The sequence below is a fragment of the Phocaeicola faecicola genome (genome assembly GCF_013618865.1).
Taxonomy (GTDB): Bacteria; Bacteroidota; Bacteroidia; order Bacteroidales; family Bacteroidaceae; genus Phocaeicola; species Phocaeicola faecicola.
In genome coordinates this window covers 1-17,154 of sequence record NZ_JABSOE010000044.1, presented here as the reverse complement: position 1 = coordinate 17,154, position 17,154 = coordinate 1, and the positions used below count along the sequence as shown (strand labels likewise).

The window sequence follows — 17,154 nt, the reverse complement described above, 5'->3', positions numbered from 1 at the left end:
TTTCAGACAGCTGCCGGTTATTTCTTGTGTGCTTCCACCCACTTGCGTGCATTGACAAATGCTTCCATCCACGGAGTGATCTGGTCGCTGTGTACACGGTCGGCAGGATAATATGCATTTTCCCATGGGAAGCATGCACGTTCCAGGTGCGGCATCATAGCCAGGTGACGTCCGTCCTGAGAAGCGATACCTGCTACGCTGTAGTCTGAACCGTTCGGATTTCCAGGATACTCATCATAAGAATATTTCAGTACTACGTTGTAGTGGTCTTCCGGATAAGGCAATGAGAACTTACCTTCTCCGTGAGCAACCCAGATACCCAGTTTCGATCCGCTCAGTGAACCGAACATCACGCTGCGGTTCATCGGTACGGTAACACCCAGGAAGTTCGATTCGAACTTGTGTGAGTCGTTATGCAGCATCTTGCCCTTCTTCTTGTCTTCCGGAGTAATCAGACCCAGTTCCATCATCAGCTGACAGCCGTTGCATACACCCAGTGACAATGTATCCTCACGTGCGTAGAAGTTGTCGAGGGCAGCCTTAGCCTTCGGATTGAAGAGGAAGCTGCCGGCCCATCCCTTCGCTGAGCCCAGTACGTCGGAGTTAGAGAAACCACCGCAATATACCACCATGTGGATGTCTTCCAGGGTTTCGCGTCCGCTGATCAGGTCGGTCATGGTCACGTCTTTTACATCGAATCCGGCCAGGTAAAGCATGTAAGCCATTTCACGTTCACCGTTGGTACCCTTTTCACGGATGATGGCAGCCTTGATACCGCTTGGCGTACGGCGGTCAGGGTTCAGTCCGTATTGTGACAGCTTGCCGATGAATGACTTGTCGAATACAAATTCCAGCGGCTGCTGCTTGTAGTTTTCGAAACGCTTCTTAGCGCATCCGTTCATGCTCTGTCTGCGGTCCATCAGGTACGAAGTAGAGTACCACACGTCACGCAGGAAGTCGATACCGAACTGGTAAGTCGCACCGTTGTGAGAAACCAGGATATGACGTTCTTCGGTCGGTGTACCCAGTTTCACGAAGCCGACACCTGCATCTTCCAGGATCTTCTTCACTTCCGATTTGTGCTTGTCGGCTACCTGGATGATGACACCCGGATTTTCGGCAAACAGGATCTTCACCAAATCGTCGCACTTGATCTTGTCCAGACAGATTTCCATACCTCCTTCGGTATTGGCAAAGCACATTTCCAGCAATGTAGTAATCATACCACCTGCCGAGATATCGTGACCGGCCAGGATCAGTCCCTTGTTGACCAGTTCCTGAACAGCCAGGAAGGCATCGCGGAAGTATTCCGGATTCTGTACGGTAGGTACGTCGCTGCCCACCTTGTTCAGTGACTGTGCAAAGGCAGAACCTCCCAGACGGAGCTCATCGAAGCTGAAGTCGATGTGATAGAAAGTTGACTTATCCTTGTTGACCATTACCGGTGAAACCACCTTCTTGACATCCGATACTTCTCCTCCCGCTGAAACGATAACGGTTCCCGGGCTGATGATCTTTTCTCCGTTCGGATATTTCTGAGTCATAGAAAGAGAGTCCTTACCGGTCGGTACGTTGATCTGCAGTGAGCAGCAGAAGTCAGACAACGCCTTGACAGCTGTATACAGACGAGTGTCTTCACCTTCCTGAGAACGGCAAGGCCACATCCAGTTGGCCGACAGAGAAATGCTGTCGAGACCTTCTGCCAGCGGAGCCCATACGATGTTGGTCAGGGCTTCTGAAACGGCCAGTACAGAACCGGCTGCCGGATCTGCCAGCGCTGCCTGCGGAGCATGACCGATGGCAGTAGCGATACCCTTTTCACCACGGTAGTCGAGAGCAACGACACCACAGTCGCTCAACGGCAACTGCAGTTCGCCCTGGCACTGCTGACGGGCAATCTTTCCGGTAACCGAACGGTCTACCTTGTTGGTCAGCCAGTCCTTGCAGGCTACGGCTTCCAGCTGCAGTACGGTGCGTACATATTCATTTAATTTCGCTGCGTCGTAAGTTACATTTTCATATTTGCGTTCTACGGTCTTGTCCACCATGTAAGTCTTCGGTGAAGAACCGAACATCTGGTCGACAGCCAGGTCGAACGGACGGACACCGTCAGCCTGTTCGAAGGCAAAACGATGGTCGCCTGTAGTTTCTCCTACCACATACATCGGAGCGCGTTCGCGTTCGGCAATCTTGCGTACGTGGTCGATGGCCTTCTCGTCAATCAGCAAGCCCATACGTTCCTGCGATTCGTTGGCGATGATTTCCTTGGCCGACAGGGTTTCGTCACCGATAGGCAGTTTGTCCATGTGAATCAGACCACCGCATTCCTCTACCAGCTCAGACAGACAGTTGACATGACCGGCAGAACCGTGGTCGTGGATAGATACGATCGGATTTTCATCCTCTTCACACAGTGCGCGCACTACGTTGTACGCACGTTTCTGCATTTCAGCATTGGCACGCTGTACGGCGTTCAGCTCGATACCCGATGAATAACGTCCGGTTTCTACAGAAGAAACAGAACCGCCACCCAGACCGATGCGGTAGTTGTCACCACCCAGTACCACTACTTCGTTGCCGGCTTCCGGAGTACCTTTCAGGCAGTCGCGCTGTGTACCGTAGCCTACACCTCCGGCAAGCATGATCACCTTGTCGTATGCGTATTTCTCGTTGTTTTCCTGGTGTTCGAAAGTCAGTACCGAACCGCAGATCAGCGGCTGACCGAACTTGTTACCGAAGTCAGAAGCACCGTTCGAAGCCTTGATCAGGATCTGTTCCGGAGTCTGGTACAGCCATTTACGTACCGGAAGCACGTTTTCCCATTCACGACCTTCTTCGCTGCGCGGATAAGAAGTCATGTATACGGCAGTTCCGGCAATCGGCCATGAACCCTTACCACCACCCATACGGTCGCGGATTTCACCTCCGGTACCGGTAGAAGCACCGTTGAACGGTTCTACGGTAGTCGGGAAGTTGTGTGTCTCGGCCTTCAGTGAAATAACGGTTTTGATATCCTTGATGATGAAGTAGTCTGAAGTCGAATGGTCTTTCGGAGCAAACTGTTCCACTACCGGACCTTCGGCGAAGGCTACATTATCTTTATAGGCAGAAATGATTTTGTTAGGATTTTCCTGAGTAGTCTTTTTGATCATCTGGAACAGTGACGATTCCATTTCCTGTCCGTCGATGATGAATGTTCCGCCGAAGATTTTGTGGCGGCAGTGTTCAGAGTTGATCTGTGCGAAACCGAATACTTCAGAGTCGGTAAGCTTGCGTCCGAGGTCTTTTTCTACCTTCAGCAGGTAGTCCATTTCCTCGCGTGACAGCGCCAGACCTTCCTGTTCGTTGTATTCTTCGAGGTTGTCAATATATATGATAGGCTGAGGCTTGATGTTTACCTCAAAAATTGTCTGATTCAGACCGTGGTACATGCGCTGCAGCATCGGGTCATGATCTGCATTTTCATCTTTTACCGGGAAATACTCCTCGATCCGTCGGATGCCTTCGAGGCCCATGTTCTGGGTGATTTCAACCGCATTGGTACTCCAGGGAGTGATCATCTCGCGTCTGGGACCGATGAACCAGCCTGTCAGGGCTTCTTCGTTTTCCACAGTAGCGTCGCTGTAGAGCCAGCACAATTTCTTGATGTCTTCAGAGTTCAGCTCCTTGCTGCATTCGGTAGCAATTACGCTGTGAGTAGGGGTTCTGAAAAATAGAATCATAGCACTTTTTATGTTTATAAATGATGTTTCTGTCGTACTTTAAATATTGTGCAAAGTTACATAAAACCCCGTTCTCACGAAAGAAAAACGAAACGAAATGTAGGTACTTTCGTAAAAAAGTAGCATCTTTGCATTATGAATTGGTTAGAACAGGTTACGATACTGGATTTATTGGTAAAGGGCATCATCGTGGGAGTGGTGGTTTCCGCTCCGCTGGGGCCTGTCGGCGTGCTTTGCATTCAGCGTACACTGAACAAAGGACGCTGGTACGGTTTTGTTACAGGTCTGGGAGCTGCCTTGAGCGATATCTGTTATGCGCTGATTACGGGATACGGCATGAGTTTCATGGATGAACTGATTCTGAAACACCAGATGTTCCTGCAGGTGGTGGGAAGCATCATGCTGCTGGCATTCGGTATCTATACCTTTCGCAGCAATCCGGTGAAGTCGCTGCGTCCTACTTCGAACAACCGGGGGTCGCTGCTCCATAACTTCGTGACGGCTTTTTTCGTAACCTTGTCCAATCCGCTGATTATCTTTTTGTTTATCGGTCTGTTTGCCCGCTTCTCGTTTGTCATGCCGGGCAGTCCGCTCGGATTCCAGCTGGTGGGGTACCTGGCCATTATCCTGGGTGCGCTCATCTGGTGGTTCAGCATCACGTATTTTGTGAACAAGGTGCGTACCCGCTTTAACGTGAGGGGTATCTGGATCTTGAACCGAATCATCGGTGTGGTGGTAGTGATTGCTTCCGTAGTGGGTATCGTACTGGCCATTGCCGGAAAATCATTCTCTTGATTATGTATATTTCTCAACAACTTAAAAAACAGAATATTGCGGAATATCTGCTGTACATGTGGCAGATTGAGGACCTGATCCGGGCCAACCGTTTCGACATGGAGAGTATCCGCAAGCACATTATCAATGCATATCCTTCGCTTACGGAGGAACAGAAGCAGGCACTGGACCAGTGGTACCAGGACCTGATGAACATGATGCATGATGAAGGGGTTATGGAGAAGGGGCATCTCCAGATCAACAAGAACATCATTGTATGGCTTACCGACCTGCATCTGAGACTGTTGCGTTCTCCTAAATTTCCTTACTACAGTGCGGCCTACTACAAGGCGCTGCCGTTTATCGTCGAGCTGCGTGCAAAGGGGGCCGACAAGGACGTACCCGAACTGGAGACTTGCTTTGATGCCATGTACGGGGTGCTGATGCTGAAACTTCAGAAGAAGGAAATCAGCGAGGAAACGCAGAAGGCGATGAAGGTAATCGGTGATTTGCTGGCTATCCTCGCCGGATATTATATCAAGGACAAACAGGGTGAACTGGAACTGGAATAATTGAACAGGAACTGGAGCAATGAAGACGATTTTGATCACAGGAGCTAACGGACAGCTGGGTAACGAAATGCGTTTGCTGGCTGCCGCACATCCGGAATACCGTTATGTCTTTACCGATGTGGCGGAACTGGATATTTGTAACGAAGAGGCTGTAGAACAGTGTGTGGCCGAGAATGAGGTAGATATCATTGTCAACTGTGCGGCCTATACCGCCGTAGACAAGGCCGAGGACGACAGTGAGCTGGCCGACCGCTTGAACCATCTGGCTCCGGGATACCTGGCCCGGGCAGTACAGCGCCGGGGAGGCAGCCTGATTCAGGTTTCAACGGACTATGTGTTCGACGGGACTGCGCACCGCCCCTACACGGAGGAAGAACCGACTTGTCCGGTTTCGGTATACGGACGGACCAAACTGGCGGGAGAGCAGGAGGCCATGGCTGGCTGTGCTTCGACCATGGTGATCCGTACAGCCTGGCTGTATTCTACCTTCGGAAATAATTTTGTGAAGACCATGCTGCGCCTGGGACGTGAACGTGATTTGCTGGGAGTCATTTTCGACCAGGTAGGTACTCCGACCTATGCCCGCGACCTGGCTGCGGTTATTTTCGCTGTCATCGGAAAGGGGATTGTACCGGGTATCTATCATTTCAGCAACGAAGGCGTATGTTCCTGGTACGACTTTACGCAGATGATTCACCGCCTGGCAGGCATCGACGGCTGTAAGCTGCGTCCCCTGCATACCGAAGAATATCCTACCCGGGCAGTGCGCCCCCACTATTCGGTGCTCGACAAGGCCAAGATCCGGGAGACTTATGGAGTAGAGATTCCTTACTGGGTAGACAGTCTGGAAGATTGTTTAAAGAAATTATTAGCATAATATATTATACTTACTGAAATGAACGCTGAAATAGAAAGAAGACGTACCTTTGCGATTATTGCCCATCCTGATGCTGGTAAGACATCGCTTACAGAAAAATTATTGCTTTTCGGAGGTCAGATTCAGGTAGCGGGAGCGGTAAAGTCGAACAAGATCAAAAAGACCGCCACATCCGACTGGATGGACATCGAGAAGCAGCGTGGTATCTCTGTAACTACCTCCGTGATGGAGTTTGATTACCACGATTATAAAATCAATATTCTCGATACGCCGGGTCACCAGGATTTTGCGGAAGACACTTACCGTACGCTTACGGCGGTAGACAGTGTAATCATCGTGGTGGACGGTGCGAAGGGTGTGGAAACTCAGACGCGCAAGCTGATGGAGGTGTGCCGTATGAGAAACACTCCGGTTATCATTTTCGTAAATAAGATGGACCGTGAGGCGAAGGATCCGTTCGATTTGCTCGATGAACTGGAGGAAGAACTGGCCATTCATGTGCGTCCGCTGACGTGGCCTATCGAAAGCGGTCCTCGTTTTAAGGGAGTATATAATATTTATGAGCAGAAACTGAATCTCTTCCAGCCTTCGAAGCAGGTAGTGACGGAAAAGGTGGAAGTGGATATCCATACCGAGGACCTGGACAACCACATCGGTTCTCCGCTGGCCGAGAAACTGCGCAATGAACTGGAACTGATTGACGGAGTGTATCCGGAATTCCAGGTAGGAGAGTACCTGAAAGGAGAACTGGCTCCGGTATTCTTCGGTTCGGCACTGAACAACTTCGGTGTGCAGGAGTTGCTCGACTGTTTTGTGGAAATCGCTCCGAGTCCGCGTCCGGTGCTGGCAGAAGAACGTACGGTGAACCCCGACGAGCCTAAGTTTACCGGATTTGTCTTCAAGATTACGGCCAACATCGACCCGAACCACCGTTCGTGTGTGGCCTTCTGTAAGGTTTGTTCGGGTAAGTTTACACGTAATACTCCTTACCTGCATGTCCGTCACAACAAGACCATGCGTTTCTCTTCACCGACTCAGTTCATGGCTCAGCGGAAGACTACGGTCGATGAGGCCTGGGCAGGAGATATCATCGGTTTGCCGGACAACGGTACCTTCAAGATCGGTGATACGCTGACTGAAGGTGAAAACCTGCATTTCAGAGGATTGCCGAGCTTCTCTCCGGAAATGTTCAAGTACATTGAGAACGCCGATCCGATGAAGACGAAGCAGTTGAACAAGGGTATCGACCAGCTGATGGACGAAGGTGTGGCACAGTTGTTCGTCAACCAGTTCAACGGCCGTAAGATCATCGGTACGGTAGGACAGCTGCAGTTCGAAGTCATCCAGTACCGTCTGGAGAACGAATACAATGCCAAGTGCCGCTGGGAGCCGGTGAGCCTGTACAAGGCCTGCTGGATTGAAAGCGACGACCCTGCCGAACTGGAAGCGTTCAAGAAGCGTAAGTACCAGTATATGGCGAAAGACCGTGAGGGAAGGGATGTGTTCCTTGCCGACAGCGGTTATGTGCTTCAGATGGCGCAGATGGACTTCAAGCACATCAAGTTCCATTTCACTTCTGAATTTTAATCGGCCAGAAAATTGCTTTACCAAGATAGGGGCTCCCGGGCGGAGCCCTTTTTTTATGCGGTGACGTTTTGTCATTTTGTCCGGAAGGCCCCCGGTGTGTTCCCTTTTTTCCGCAAAAGAGGACGATGGTTTCTGAATTTTGGATTCTCAGGGGCGATATACTGGGATAATGACCTGTTTGTTAGTGTGATAAGCCGGAATATTCTCTTCTCGGATTTTCCTCAAATAGCTCCGGAACCGGTTCTTTTCAATGAATTTCCCTTTGTTCTTTCGTTTTTTCTCTCTCTGCCTTCTTTCTTTTTCTCTCCTGTCTAAAGATTTTTTTTCACGCATCATGTTGTGTGAAGAAAAAGCTCGCGGGCTTTTCTGATTTTCCCGCCATCTTTTCCTCCTTCCATCTTGAAGATTTTGTGAATTCTTCAGTGTGCCGGACCGTTTTTCTCTATTTAATCGGCCTGTTTTTTCGTTGAAATGGCCCCGGTCAAGCATTTTTCTTCCAGATTTCTGCCGGAAAATCATTTCTCGCTGTTGGCGGTTTGCCGGAAAAATCTCTGTATAGGTGATTTAATGATATAGATATACGATATATGATATCTTTTTGTAGCTTTGTCTACATCACTCTAAACGCACAAACAGTCGAAAAATGGTTTTAGTGACCTGAGTCCAGGGGTAAGCAGTATCGTTTTGGTAATAATTGTACCGTTTACAGATAGCCTTAGTCGAATTGTTGTTATTGTTTAGCTATTTTCAAAATAGTGCCAGTACTTATATCCATCTTACGGTTATAGGCTATACGCTCCGGCCCCTTGTAAACCTTGTATGCCACAAAACATAAACCGATATGTGCTTCTATGCGTTTTTCCGTGAAATGGAATATCGGTCTGCTTTCTCTTCATCATGATCTTGCAATGCTAGCGGTATGTAGTTCCTTGAACTTTTCACCGTGCTTGTTGCCTGCCACAATACTTGCTGTACCCGTCCTATCCTTCTTACGGACAAACATGCTGTAAATATACGATTTTTTATGGTAATGTCACCCTTAACCACCCTTTTATAAAACTAACTAACTGATTTTTAATAGATTGTTTTTTACAGTAAAAAGTGACGAAGTCAGGAATATTCATAAAACGATTTTTTCCAGATACAAAGTCATGTATGTTGGGAGTACCTAAATAAATGGGGACTGTACTCGAAATTAGAAGATTAAAAAACTTTTCTGTAACATAATCCTGGCTTTGAGTCAATAAATAATTAACATAATTTAATGCATCTATTACTTGTAATTAAATGAAAACGATAGTATATTTATTCAACAATATTAATAATGATACATTTTTATTAAGCATAGTCTTCTTATTGATGTCTCATATGTATGTTAACTTAACTAGACTTATATTATGATATTTCTTTGGGCTCAACCAGATACAATACTATTTCGTTTGGCAAGTGGAACTCCAGTTGTTCAATTTACAACAGAAAAAGGAAGGAAACAGAATGATGAAATTTATATTTTTTAACTCTTTTAATCTGATTTTTTCATTGAGTTTATCTCTTTCAAATATGTAAAGAATTCACCTTCTTATATTGTTGATGACTTGTCTTTATATATCCCTAAAGGTAAAAAACAGCAATAGTTGGAACAGGTGGTAGTGGGACAATTACTCATATTAAATTATCACTTTCATCCTAAACTTCACAAAAAGGAGAAATAAAAGTCGATAATTAACCTTTGACCAAAATAAATACAGATCCTTCGCACAACATGTGTGGAGTTGTTATAAAACGAATAGAAATGTATGAAAACAAGATATTTATTGATTTTCGCATCTTTTTTATTTAAAATAGCAGTCCTTTCTGCTCAAGAAATAAAAGGGCGTGTGTATGCGGCAGATGGGAACAGACCATTGATTGGTGCTACAGTGCGAGTTCTGACTGAAGATTCAGTGTATGTGACAGGTTTCACAACCGACGAAAAAGGGCGCTTCAGGTCTGACATAAAATTGAATAACTTCTGGTTGGAAATATCTTATGTGGGATATGAAAGAAATATCGTATTAGTACAAAATAGTAATCGAAAGAATGTGGATTTGGGAACCATATCGCTAGCGCTTGATTCAATAAACCTGGAAGGTGTTGAGGTGGTTGCGCAAGGTATGGCACATAAAACAGGAAAGATTGTAGCTTATCCAAGTGCGAAACAGGTTGAAGCAGCAACTTCCAGCCTTGGTTTGTTGAAAAGCATGATGCTCCCACAATTATTTGTTGATCCAGTCCAAGAATCTATTTCCATTTCAGGAGTCTCTGGAGTGATTTATCGAATTAATGGTGTAAATGCCAGTTTGCAAGAAGTAAAGGCTTTGAATCCGCAACAAATTGCACGTGTGGATTACTGTCAGTTGCCATCTATGCGTGAATTGGATTCCAATTCCGGAGTTCTTGATTTTATTTTGAAAGAACCTCGGGTTGGAACTTCTCTGTCTTTGGGAGGTGTGAGTGCCTTTACTACGGGTTTTGTGAACGGAAATGTTAATTTCCGGACAAACTATAAGCAATCTCAGTTCTCAATTGATTATAATGTGAATTATCGAGATTATTCCGAACGCCGGACAGACGAACTGGAGACTTATTCGTATCCGGATGGTTCAGTTCTGAGGCGTGATAAGCGAGGTGAGTTTGCTCCTTTCGGTTATACGGATCATAACATTGCTGTCGGTTACCTTTATAAGAATAATAAAGATATGGTTAATATCCGATTTAACAATCAAATTGGCTCAAACTATGATAGAAACCGTCAGCAAATGTTTCAAGAGCAGCAACTCATAGGACAGCGAGATATTCATTCTTCTTTTTCAAACTATATACCATCGCTTGATTTTACCTACAGCCGAAAGATGAACAATAATCAAGGTGTGGAAGTGAACCTGGTCGGTACATTGGCAAATACAAATTATGAACGTGCGCTGTCCGACCATTTGGATGAACAGGCACTAACGGAAGTAAATAATACGACTGAGGGTAACCAGAAATCACTGATTGGTGAAGTTTACTATTGGCGTGAAGGTGAAAAGGTTAATATTTCAGCCGGTTTACGTTCTATTTACCAATATGCAAGCAATCTTTATGGAGTGAACGGAGAAGTTAACTTGAAAAATTTTAATGCTTATCCTTATGTCCAGCTACAAGGCAGTTTTGGTAAAGTGTCTTATACAGTCGGAACTGGTTTGCGATTCCAACAACAGAAGCAGGGAAACGAACTGGTGGATTATTGGCGTAATACGTCTTCTTTGTCTTTATCCTATAAACAAAAATATTGGAACTTACAGTATTCTGTTAATTTTCGTCCATTGTTTCCTTCTTTGAGCAGTCTTTCTGAAGTGGTACAGGAAATAGATTCTCTCTCCATTATGCGAGGAAATCATTCGCTGGCTCCTTATAACACCTTGCGTAATCAGGTTAATATTTCAGTCTGGGATAATAAGAAATTTGCAACTATGCTGACATTGGTAGCCGATTGTAGCTTTCACCCTATCCAACAGGATATTTTTTATTCGCCTATTGAGAACCGGTTTATCTTTCAGGAAAACAATCAGGAGTATGATGTCGACTATGGTGCACAGATGATTGTACAGGTGACAGATATTTTGGATCTTTTCATGTTTCAGGTATTTGGCGGATGGAATTATTATAAGTCAAAAGGTGAAGCTTACGAACATACTTTGAATAATTTCTATTATGGTGTTTATCTGGCTATGACATATAAAGGGTTTCAAATTAATGGTACTTGGAGGAAACCGATGAAATCATTGTATGGGCAGTATGTTATGACATCTGAAAATAACAGTAGTATCAATGCAACCTACAAATGGAAAAACTTAAATGTAGGAATGGGAATTATGTTTCCATTTACTAAAGGCTCTAAATATCGGACTGAACAATTGAGTCAAATCGTTACTTCTGACCGAAATGTATTGATTCGCAATAATCGGAATATGTTTTATGTCAGTCTTTCATATAACATCAATTGGGGACGTTCCATTTTCCAAAGCAACAAACGGTTACAGAATTCAGGTTGGGTGAACAGTATTTTGAAAATAAATGATAATTAAAATATATAGTAAAGATGAAGAAGGTAGCATTATTTTTAGCAGGACTTGGCTTTTGTTTGGTGAGTCAGGCAGAAGAACCAGTAAAGAATTTCTATTTTGCTGGATACAAAGCCGTATTTATTCCGTCAGATACCTTTCACGTAGAAGTAGACAACCCGGACTTGGGAATACAGGAACTTAAGGATGGAATACTGTCGTTTACACTTAAAGATGCGGATGGTTCGATGCCAAAAAATGTGGTACGCATCTATAGCAATGATGTTCGTCGGATATGTATGATTTATTCTGAACTGACGACGGAAGAGTTGTTTACAGTAGATTCACTCAGTGTGTCGTTGTCTGCCGGATCCAAGGGGGCGATGGATGTTAAGGCAAAATATCTGCAGGTATCGGCTGGAGCGAGTAGTCGATTTACCCTAAAAGGAGAAACAGATGTACTTGACTGCACGATAAAAGGTAACAGTCATGTCGATTTTAGTGGATTGAAGGCCAAAAAGAAGCAATGTGAAGAATTGCAAACTAACTAGGAGTATTTGTAAATATACCTGAGATATTTGTTGTTATATCGTCGTTCTGATCAGCAAATCTCACGTAAAGAATGTGATAGGTCATTTAAGGCAGCCTTGAAAGTTCGAGTGGTTTATTTGAAAGACATTTGTAGAAGGATATTGCTAAAAGATTCTTCTTATCTCGCATAATTAAAATTTTTATTGCAAAAAACCTTGAACAATCTTGTTTTATTACTTGTTATTATTGTGAAATTTTGTTATTTTTGTTGTTAAGCATAAGAATTTGATGATTTTAGTGCATGAAATCGACACTAAAATTCGGAATTACGTTAATGAAGAAAAATATTACGGGAAAAATCACCCCTCTGATATGTTAATTTAAAGGAAGACTGTTAATTTTGTCTTTATGAAAAAGACTACGATTTGGATATTGGGTATTGTAATGGGCCTCTCTTTTCTGAGCCTCCTCTATTTGCAGGTGAGCTATATCGAAGAGATGGTCAAGATGCGTAAGGAGCAGTTTGAAGAAAATGTAGGACGGAGCCTTGCGCAGGCCGTACATAATCTGGAACTGGTGGAAACCAAGCGGTATCTGGAGAAGGATGTGGCGGCCACCGAACGCGCTGCCCGTCTGTCGGAACAGATGCAGCAGTCGGGTAGTACGACTGAAAGCAATACGGTAGAGCACCATCAGTATACGGTGACGGCTCCCGATGGAAGTACCTTCTCTTCTTTTGAACTGAAGACCATCATCAACCGGCCTTCCAAAATTCCGAAGGTGATCATTTCTACCGGAAAGAACATTCCGCAGACTTCCCGCGCCCTGCAGGAGATTCTGAAGGAGCGTTACATCTATCAGCGTGCCTTGCTGGACGAGGTGGTATACAACATTCTGTATACGGCAAGCGACAAGCCGCTGAACGAACGGGTCAACTTCAAGCAGCTCGATCATTTCCTGAAGGCGGAACTGCTGAACAACGGCATTGACATTCCTTATCATTTTACCGTGACAGACCGCGACGGAAAGGAAGTGTACCGTTGTTCGGACTACAGCTACGACAATGAGAAAATCTATTCAAGACTGCTGTTCGAGAAAGACCCTCCGGCAAAGATGGGATTTGTGAACATTTTCTTCCCGACCATGGATAATTACATCTTCAGTTCGGTAAGATTCATGATTCCTTCCATCATCTTCACCCTGGTGCTGCTGGTTACGTTTATCTTTACGATATACATCATCTTCCGACAGAAGAAACTGACGGAGATCAAGAACGACTTTATCAATAACATGACTCATGAGTTCAAGACTCCGATTTCTACCATCTCGCTGGCTGCCCAGATGCTGAACGACCCGGCTGTGGGTAAATCTCCGGCAATGTTCAAGCACATTTCGGGAGTCATCAACGACGAGACGAAACGCTTGCGCTTCCAGGTGGAAAAGGTGCTCCAGATGTCGATGTTCGAGCGTCAGAAAGCGACGCTGAAGAAGAAGGAGGTAGATGCCAACGAACTGATTTACGGGGTTACGAATACCTTCCGCCTCAAGGTAGAGAACTGCAACGGTACGCTGGATGTGGCCTTTGACGCTGATGATCCGTTTATCTTCGTGGATGAGATGCACTTTACCAATGTGATCTTCAACCTGCTCGACAATGCATTGAAGTACAAGAAACCGGATGTCAACATCCACCTGAAGGTACGCACCTGGAACGAGTCGAACAAGTTGCATATCTCGATAGAGGACAACGGAATCGGTATTAAGAAAGAAAATTTGAAAAAGATATTTGAAAAGTTCTACCGGGTTCATACAGGCAATTTGCACGATGTGAAAGGCTTTGGATTGGGCTTGGCCTATGTGAAGAAAATCATTACAGACCACAAGGGTACGATACGTGCCGAGAGTGAGCTGAATGTGGGAACGAAATTTATAATTGTATTACCTTTATTTAAAGATGAATGATATGGACGAGAAATTGCGTATTTTATTGTGCGAAGATGACGAAAATCTTGGCATGTTGTTAAGAGAATATTTACAGGCTAAGGGATATGCAGCAGAGTTGTTTCCTGACGGAGAAGCAGGATATAAGGCGTTTCTGAAGAGTAAATATGATTTGTGTGTGTTGGATGTAATGATGCCTAAGAAAGACGGATTCACACTGGCGCAAGAGATTCGTCAGGCGAATGCGGAGATTCCTATCATTTTCCTTACGGCCAAGACGTTGAAAGAAGATATTCTGGAAGGTTTCAAGATTGGTGCAGACGACTATATTACCAAACCGTTCAGCATGGAAGAGCTGACATTCCGTATCGAGGCTATTTTGCGTCGTGTACGCGGAAAGAGAAACAAGGAAAGCAGCGTATACAAGATCGGACGCTTTACTTTCGATACACAGAAGCAGATTCTGTCTATCGGAGAGAAGCAGACCAAGCTGACTACGAAGGAATCGGAACTGCTGGGACTGTTGTGCGCGCATGCCAACGAAATCCTGCAGCGTGACTTCGCTCTGAAGACCATCTGGATTGATGACAACTACTTCAATGCAAGAAGTATGGACGTGTATATCACCAAGTTGCGTAAGCACTTGAAGGAAGACCCGTCTATCGAAATCATCAATATCCATGGAAAAGGATATAAACTGATTGCTCCTGAACAGGACTGATCGGCGCAGATAGTATGACGGAGGCTGTTTCTGAACGGAAGCAGCCTCTGTTTTTGTTTGTACAGTCCTCCTGAATTGGATGGATTTCGGTCTGTCCCCAAGGGGGTGGAACATGTGCCTCCATGACAACAGCCTGAAGAGCAGATAAGGCAAGCCACTTTCCTTCTCGGCGATGGGTATCGAGGTACCAAAAAAGGGAAGACTTACTGATTTACCAATAACAGTCTATTCCTTGATGACAAGTATATATCCCGTACCTCTTTTGGTGACAATCTCTATCTGAGTATCGTCTGCAAACAGTTTTCTTAGTTTGGCTATGAATACATCAAGACTTCGGGATGCGAAGTAATCATCTTCCGTATTCCAGAAGCGGCTTAGAATGGCTTCTTTTCTTACTATTTCTCCTTTATTTTCAGCAAGAATTTGGAGAATTTCAGCCTCTCTTACGGTAAGGATTGATTGTTTGTCCGTTTGGTTATTAAGCAAGGTAGCATGTTTAGGGTTCAGTGTGTACTGACCAAAGTTACATAATCCTTCTTCATTTCTGTTCTTTTTACCTTCTTTTAATTTTAGGATGGCACGCAAATGGGCATCAAGTTCATCCGGAACAAAAGGCTTTTTCACATAATTATTTACACCAATATCATAGCCTTTTCTTACATCTTTTGGCGAAGTCAAGGCTGAAGCAAAAAGTATTGGAATCTCACCATCAGTCTCTCTTATTCTTTTTACCATCTCAAATCCATTCATTACCGGCATATCAATATCTGAAATGATAATATCAGGTTTCCAGTTTTTCCACGTTTCAATACCTTCTTTACCATTTTCTGCCACAGTAACTTCATAGCCACCTATAATATCCTGAAGTCCAGCTTGTACTATATAGCTTAAGTTTACATCATCTTCAACTAGCAATAATTTTATCATAATTCTTTTAATATTAGAGGTAAGTAAATAATAAATTCAGTAAATTCTCCTTCTACACTATTGACTATAATTTTCCCTTTGTGCGCTTCAATCACTTGTTGAACAAAGTTTAAGCCTAATCCAAATCCTGAAGCATAAGTTTTTTTCTTACGACCGGCATATGCTCGTTCATACTTATTGAATATCTTAAGTTGATCATCATCATTCATACCAAGCCCATTATCGTAAATTTTGATGATACTATATTTACTATTCTCTGAAGAAGATATTTTAATATCAACACTATCCTTGGAATATTTTATGGAATTATCAATCATATTGCAAAATACTTCTTCTATATATTCAGCATCAGCATAAATACACTCAGCAACCAGGTCAAATTTAAAAGTAACTGGTTTGGGAGATTTAGCCATAAATTTATCGGATATTTTTAAGAGTAGAGGCTTCAGCATTACCATTTCACAGTTCATCTCCAATTTATTATTCTCCAACTTAGATATAGTAAGAATCTTGTTTGTCAATGTCAATAAGTGATCAGCTTCATCTTTGGCTATATTGAAGAATTTCTCTTTCATCTCTGGCTTATTATCAAGTCTTCCACCCTGTAGAAAATTCAAGGCTGACAATATTGAACTCAAAGGTGTTTTCATGTCATGTACCATTGCATATGAGAAATCTTCTCGTATATGAAATATTTTATTAAATTGCTCTATAATTTTAATTTGATAGAAAAATCCACTAATAACAATGAGTATAAGGGTTGTTGTAGAAAAGAGTAAAGCACTCATTTTTTCGAGGAAAAACAGACTGGGGTTTGATATCTCAGCTTGTATAGTTAAAGAATAATCTTTTCTTAAAGGAAGAGGTAATGTTTTAATATTAAAAATGGATTTTTCTATTTTCCCAAAACTCTGGATTAATTGGTTTCCTTTAAATATTGAAATTACACATTCATTTGGAAATTCTTTATCATTTAGGGTTATAGCATAAATGCGATTGATAGAATCCAATGATATAGGCATATTTAATGAATCTAAAGATTCTTGCATATAAGTAAATTCTGGAAGATTCTTTCCTTTATCTTCCTCTGTTCTACTTTTAACTTTAGTTCCAATAGGTAAATGTTGCAGTCTGGAGAACGTTTCCTCCATGACAGCTTGTTCTAACATTTTAGATGTTTTAGTTATAGAATCTTCCTTTAAATACATATATGAATTATATAGCCATGCACATTGAATAAAGAAAATAGCTATAAGACATATAATAGTTATGTATTTGATGTATTTTGCCCTCATTAGACATTATATAGATTAATTTGTTATATGACTCATTTTGTGGCTGATTCTGAAGTTGTGTAATCCACAAGCAATAAGAATCACCATATCTTCGAAACCGAATTTATGGCATCTGAATCGTTCTT

The 17,154-nt window shown here is 43.5% G+C and carries 12 protein-coding genes and 1 pseudogene; 8 read left to right on the top strand and 5 right to left on the bottom strand.

Annotated elements, in window-relative coordinates; genetic code table 11:
- Window positions 1-17: 17 nt before the first annotated feature.
- On the bottom strand, window positions 18-3,722 hold the full coding sequence (gene purL / locus H3001_RS12440) for a phosphoribosylformylglycinamidine synthase (RefSeq protein WP_181215117.1): 3,705 nt from the start codon (window positions 3,720-3,722) through the stop codon (window positions 18-20).
- Window positions 3,723-3,857: 135 nt separating this feature from the next.
- Here purL and H3001_RS12435 point away from each other — a divergent pair, with 135 nt between their 5' ends.
- The 4 genes from H3001_RS12435 to H3001_RS12420 are packed head-to-tail and all read left to right on the top strand — an operon-like array spanning window position 3,858 to window position 7,532.
- Window positions 3,858-4,517: a LysE family translocator gene (locus tag H3001_RS12435; RefSeq protein ID WP_178244073.1), complete on the top strand. Its 660-nt coding sequence runs from the start codon at window positions 3,858-3,860 to the stop codon at window positions 4,515-4,517.
- A 2-nt stretch (window positions 4,518-4,519) separates the two neighbouring features.
- Window positions 4,520-5,068 carry a DUF4924 family protein gene (locus H3001_RS12430; RefSeq protein ID WP_178244072.1) on the top strand — a complete coding sequence of 183 codons (549 nt, stop codon included), beginning with the start codon at window positions 4,520-4,522 and terminating at the stop codon, window positions 5,066-5,068.
- 19 nt (window positions 5,069-5,087) lie between these two features.
- On the top strand, window positions 5,088-5,945 hold the full coding sequence (gene rfbD / locus H3001_RS12425) for a dTDP-4-dehydrorhamnose reductase (protein WP_181215116.1): 858 nt from the start codon (window positions 5,088-5,090) through the stop codon (window positions 5,943-5,945).
- Between the two features lie 18 nt (window positions 5,946-5,963).
- A complete protein-coding gene (locus tag H3001_RS12420; RefSeq protein ID WP_178244070.1) occupies window positions 5,964-7,532 on the top strand; it encodes a peptide chain release factor 3 in 1,569 nt (522 codons plus the stop codon).
- Window positions 7,533-8,152: 620 nt separating this feature from the next.
- Here the strand turns inward: H3001_RS12420 and H3001_RS19865 are convergent.
- A pseudogene (locus H3001_RS19865) lies at window positions 8,153-8,421 on the bottom strand (IS1634 family transposase); the annotation flags it as partial.
- Window positions 8,422-8,554: 133 nt separating this feature from the next.
- On the bottom strand, window positions 8,555-8,776 hold the full coding sequence (locus H3001_RS12415) for a glycosyltransferase family 10 domain-containing protein (protein WP_219915878.1): 222 nt from the start codon (window positions 8,774-8,776) through the stop codon (window positions 8,555-8,557).
- A gap of 552 nt (window positions 8,777-9,328) precedes the next feature.
- On the opposite strand from H3001_RS12415, the gene H3001_RS12410 reads away from it, so the two are divergent.
- From H3001_RS12410 to rprY, 4 genes are all read left to right on the top strand, one after another.
- Complete coding sequence (locus H3001_RS12410) at window positions 9,329-11,638, top strand: carboxypeptidase-like regulatory domain-containing protein (RefSeq protein ID WP_181215115.1); 2,310 nt, start codon at window positions 9,329-9,331, stop codon at window positions 11,636-11,638.
- 14 nt (window positions 11,639-11,652) lie between these two features.
- The gene (locus H3001_RS12405; RefSeq protein ID WP_181215114.1) at window positions 11,653-12,165 is read left to right on the top strand and encodes a GIN domain-containing protein; all 513 of its coding nucleotides are present in this window, start codon (window positions 11,653-11,655) and stop codon (window positions 12,163-12,165) included.
- Between the two features lie 388 nt (window positions 12,166-12,553).
- The gene (locus tag H3001_RS12400) at window positions 12,554-14,107 is read left to right on the top strand and encodes a sensor histidine kinase (RefSeq protein ID WP_178244068.1); all 1,554 of its coding nucleotides are present in this window, start codon (window positions 12,554-12,556) and stop codon (window positions 14,105-14,107) included.
- Window positions 14,100-14,807, top strand: a complete 708-nt coding sequence (gene rprY, locus H3001_RS12395; RefSeq protein ID WP_178244067.1) for a response regulator transcription factor RprY — start codon at window positions 14,100-14,102, stop codon at window positions 14,805-14,807. Before H3001_RS12400 ends, rprY begins: the two co-directional genes overlap by 8 nt.
- Before the next feature lie 225 nt (window positions 14,808-15,032).
- Here rprY and H3001_RS12390 read toward each other — a convergent pair whose 3' ends face one another.
- Together H3001_RS12390 and H3001_RS12385 are read right to left on the bottom strand one after the other, a co-directional pair.
- Window positions 15,033-15,734, bottom strand: coding sequence for a response regulator transcription factor (locus H3001_RS12390; RefSeq protein ID WP_181215113.1), 702 nt, complete (start codon window positions 15,732-15,734; stop codon window positions 15,033-15,035).
- Entirely contained in the window at window positions 15,731-16,903 is a 1,173-nt protein-coding gene (locus H3001_RS12385) for a sensor histidine kinase (RefSeq protein WP_246368585.1), read from the bottom strand. Before H3001_RS12385 ends, H3001_RS12390 begins: the two co-directional genes overlap by 4 nt.
- Between the last annotated feature and the right edge of the window lie 251 nt (window positions 16,904-17,154).

What these genes read in the sequence shown, in the direction of transcription:
- H3001_RS12390 (WP_181215113.1), bottom strand. Translation starts at nt 15,734, where the DNA reads ATGATAAAATTATTGCTAGTTGAAGATGATGTAAACTTAAGCTATATA.
- rprY (WP_178244067.1), top strand. Translation starts at nt 14,100, where the DNA reads ATGAATGATATGGACGAGAAATTGCGTATTTTATTGTGCGAAGATGAC.
- H3001_RS12420 (WP_178244070.1), top strand. Translation starts at nt 5,964, where the DNA reads ATGAACGCTGAAATAGAAAGAAGACGTACCTTTGCGATTATTGCCCAT.
- purL (WP_181215117.1), bottom strand. Translation starts at nt 3,722, where the DNA reads ATGATTCTATTTTTCAGAACCCCTACTCACAGCGTAATTGCTACCGAA.
- H3001_RS12435 (WP_178244073.1), top strand. Translation starts at nt 3,858, where the DNA reads ATGAATTGGTTAGAACAGGTTACGATACTGGATTTATTGGTAAAGGGC.
- rfbD (WP_181215116.1), top strand. Translation starts at nt 5,088, where the DNA reads ATGAAGACGATTTTGATCACAGGAGCTAACGGACAGCTGGGTAACGAA.
- H3001_RS12405 (WP_181215114.1), top strand. Translation starts at nt 11,653, where the DNA reads ATGAAGAAGGTAGCATTATTTTTAGCAGGACTTGGCTTTTGTTTGGTG.
- H3001_RS12400 (WP_178244068.1), top strand. Translation starts at nt 12,554, where the DNA reads ATGAAAAAGACTACGATTTGGATATTGGGTATTGTAATGGGCCTCTCT.
- H3001_RS12410 (WP_181215115.1), top strand. Translation starts at nt 9,329, where the DNA reads ATGAAAACAAGATATTTATTGATTTTCGCATCTTTTTTATTTAAAATA.
- H3001_RS12430 (WP_178244072.1), top strand. Translation starts at nt 4,520, where the DNA reads ATGTATATTTCTCAACAACTTAAAAAACAGAATATTGCGGAATATCTG.
- H3001_RS12385 (WP_246368585.1), bottom strand. Translation starts at nt 16,903, where the DNA reads ATGTTAGAACAAGCTGTCATGGAGGAAACGTTCTCCAGACTGCAACAT.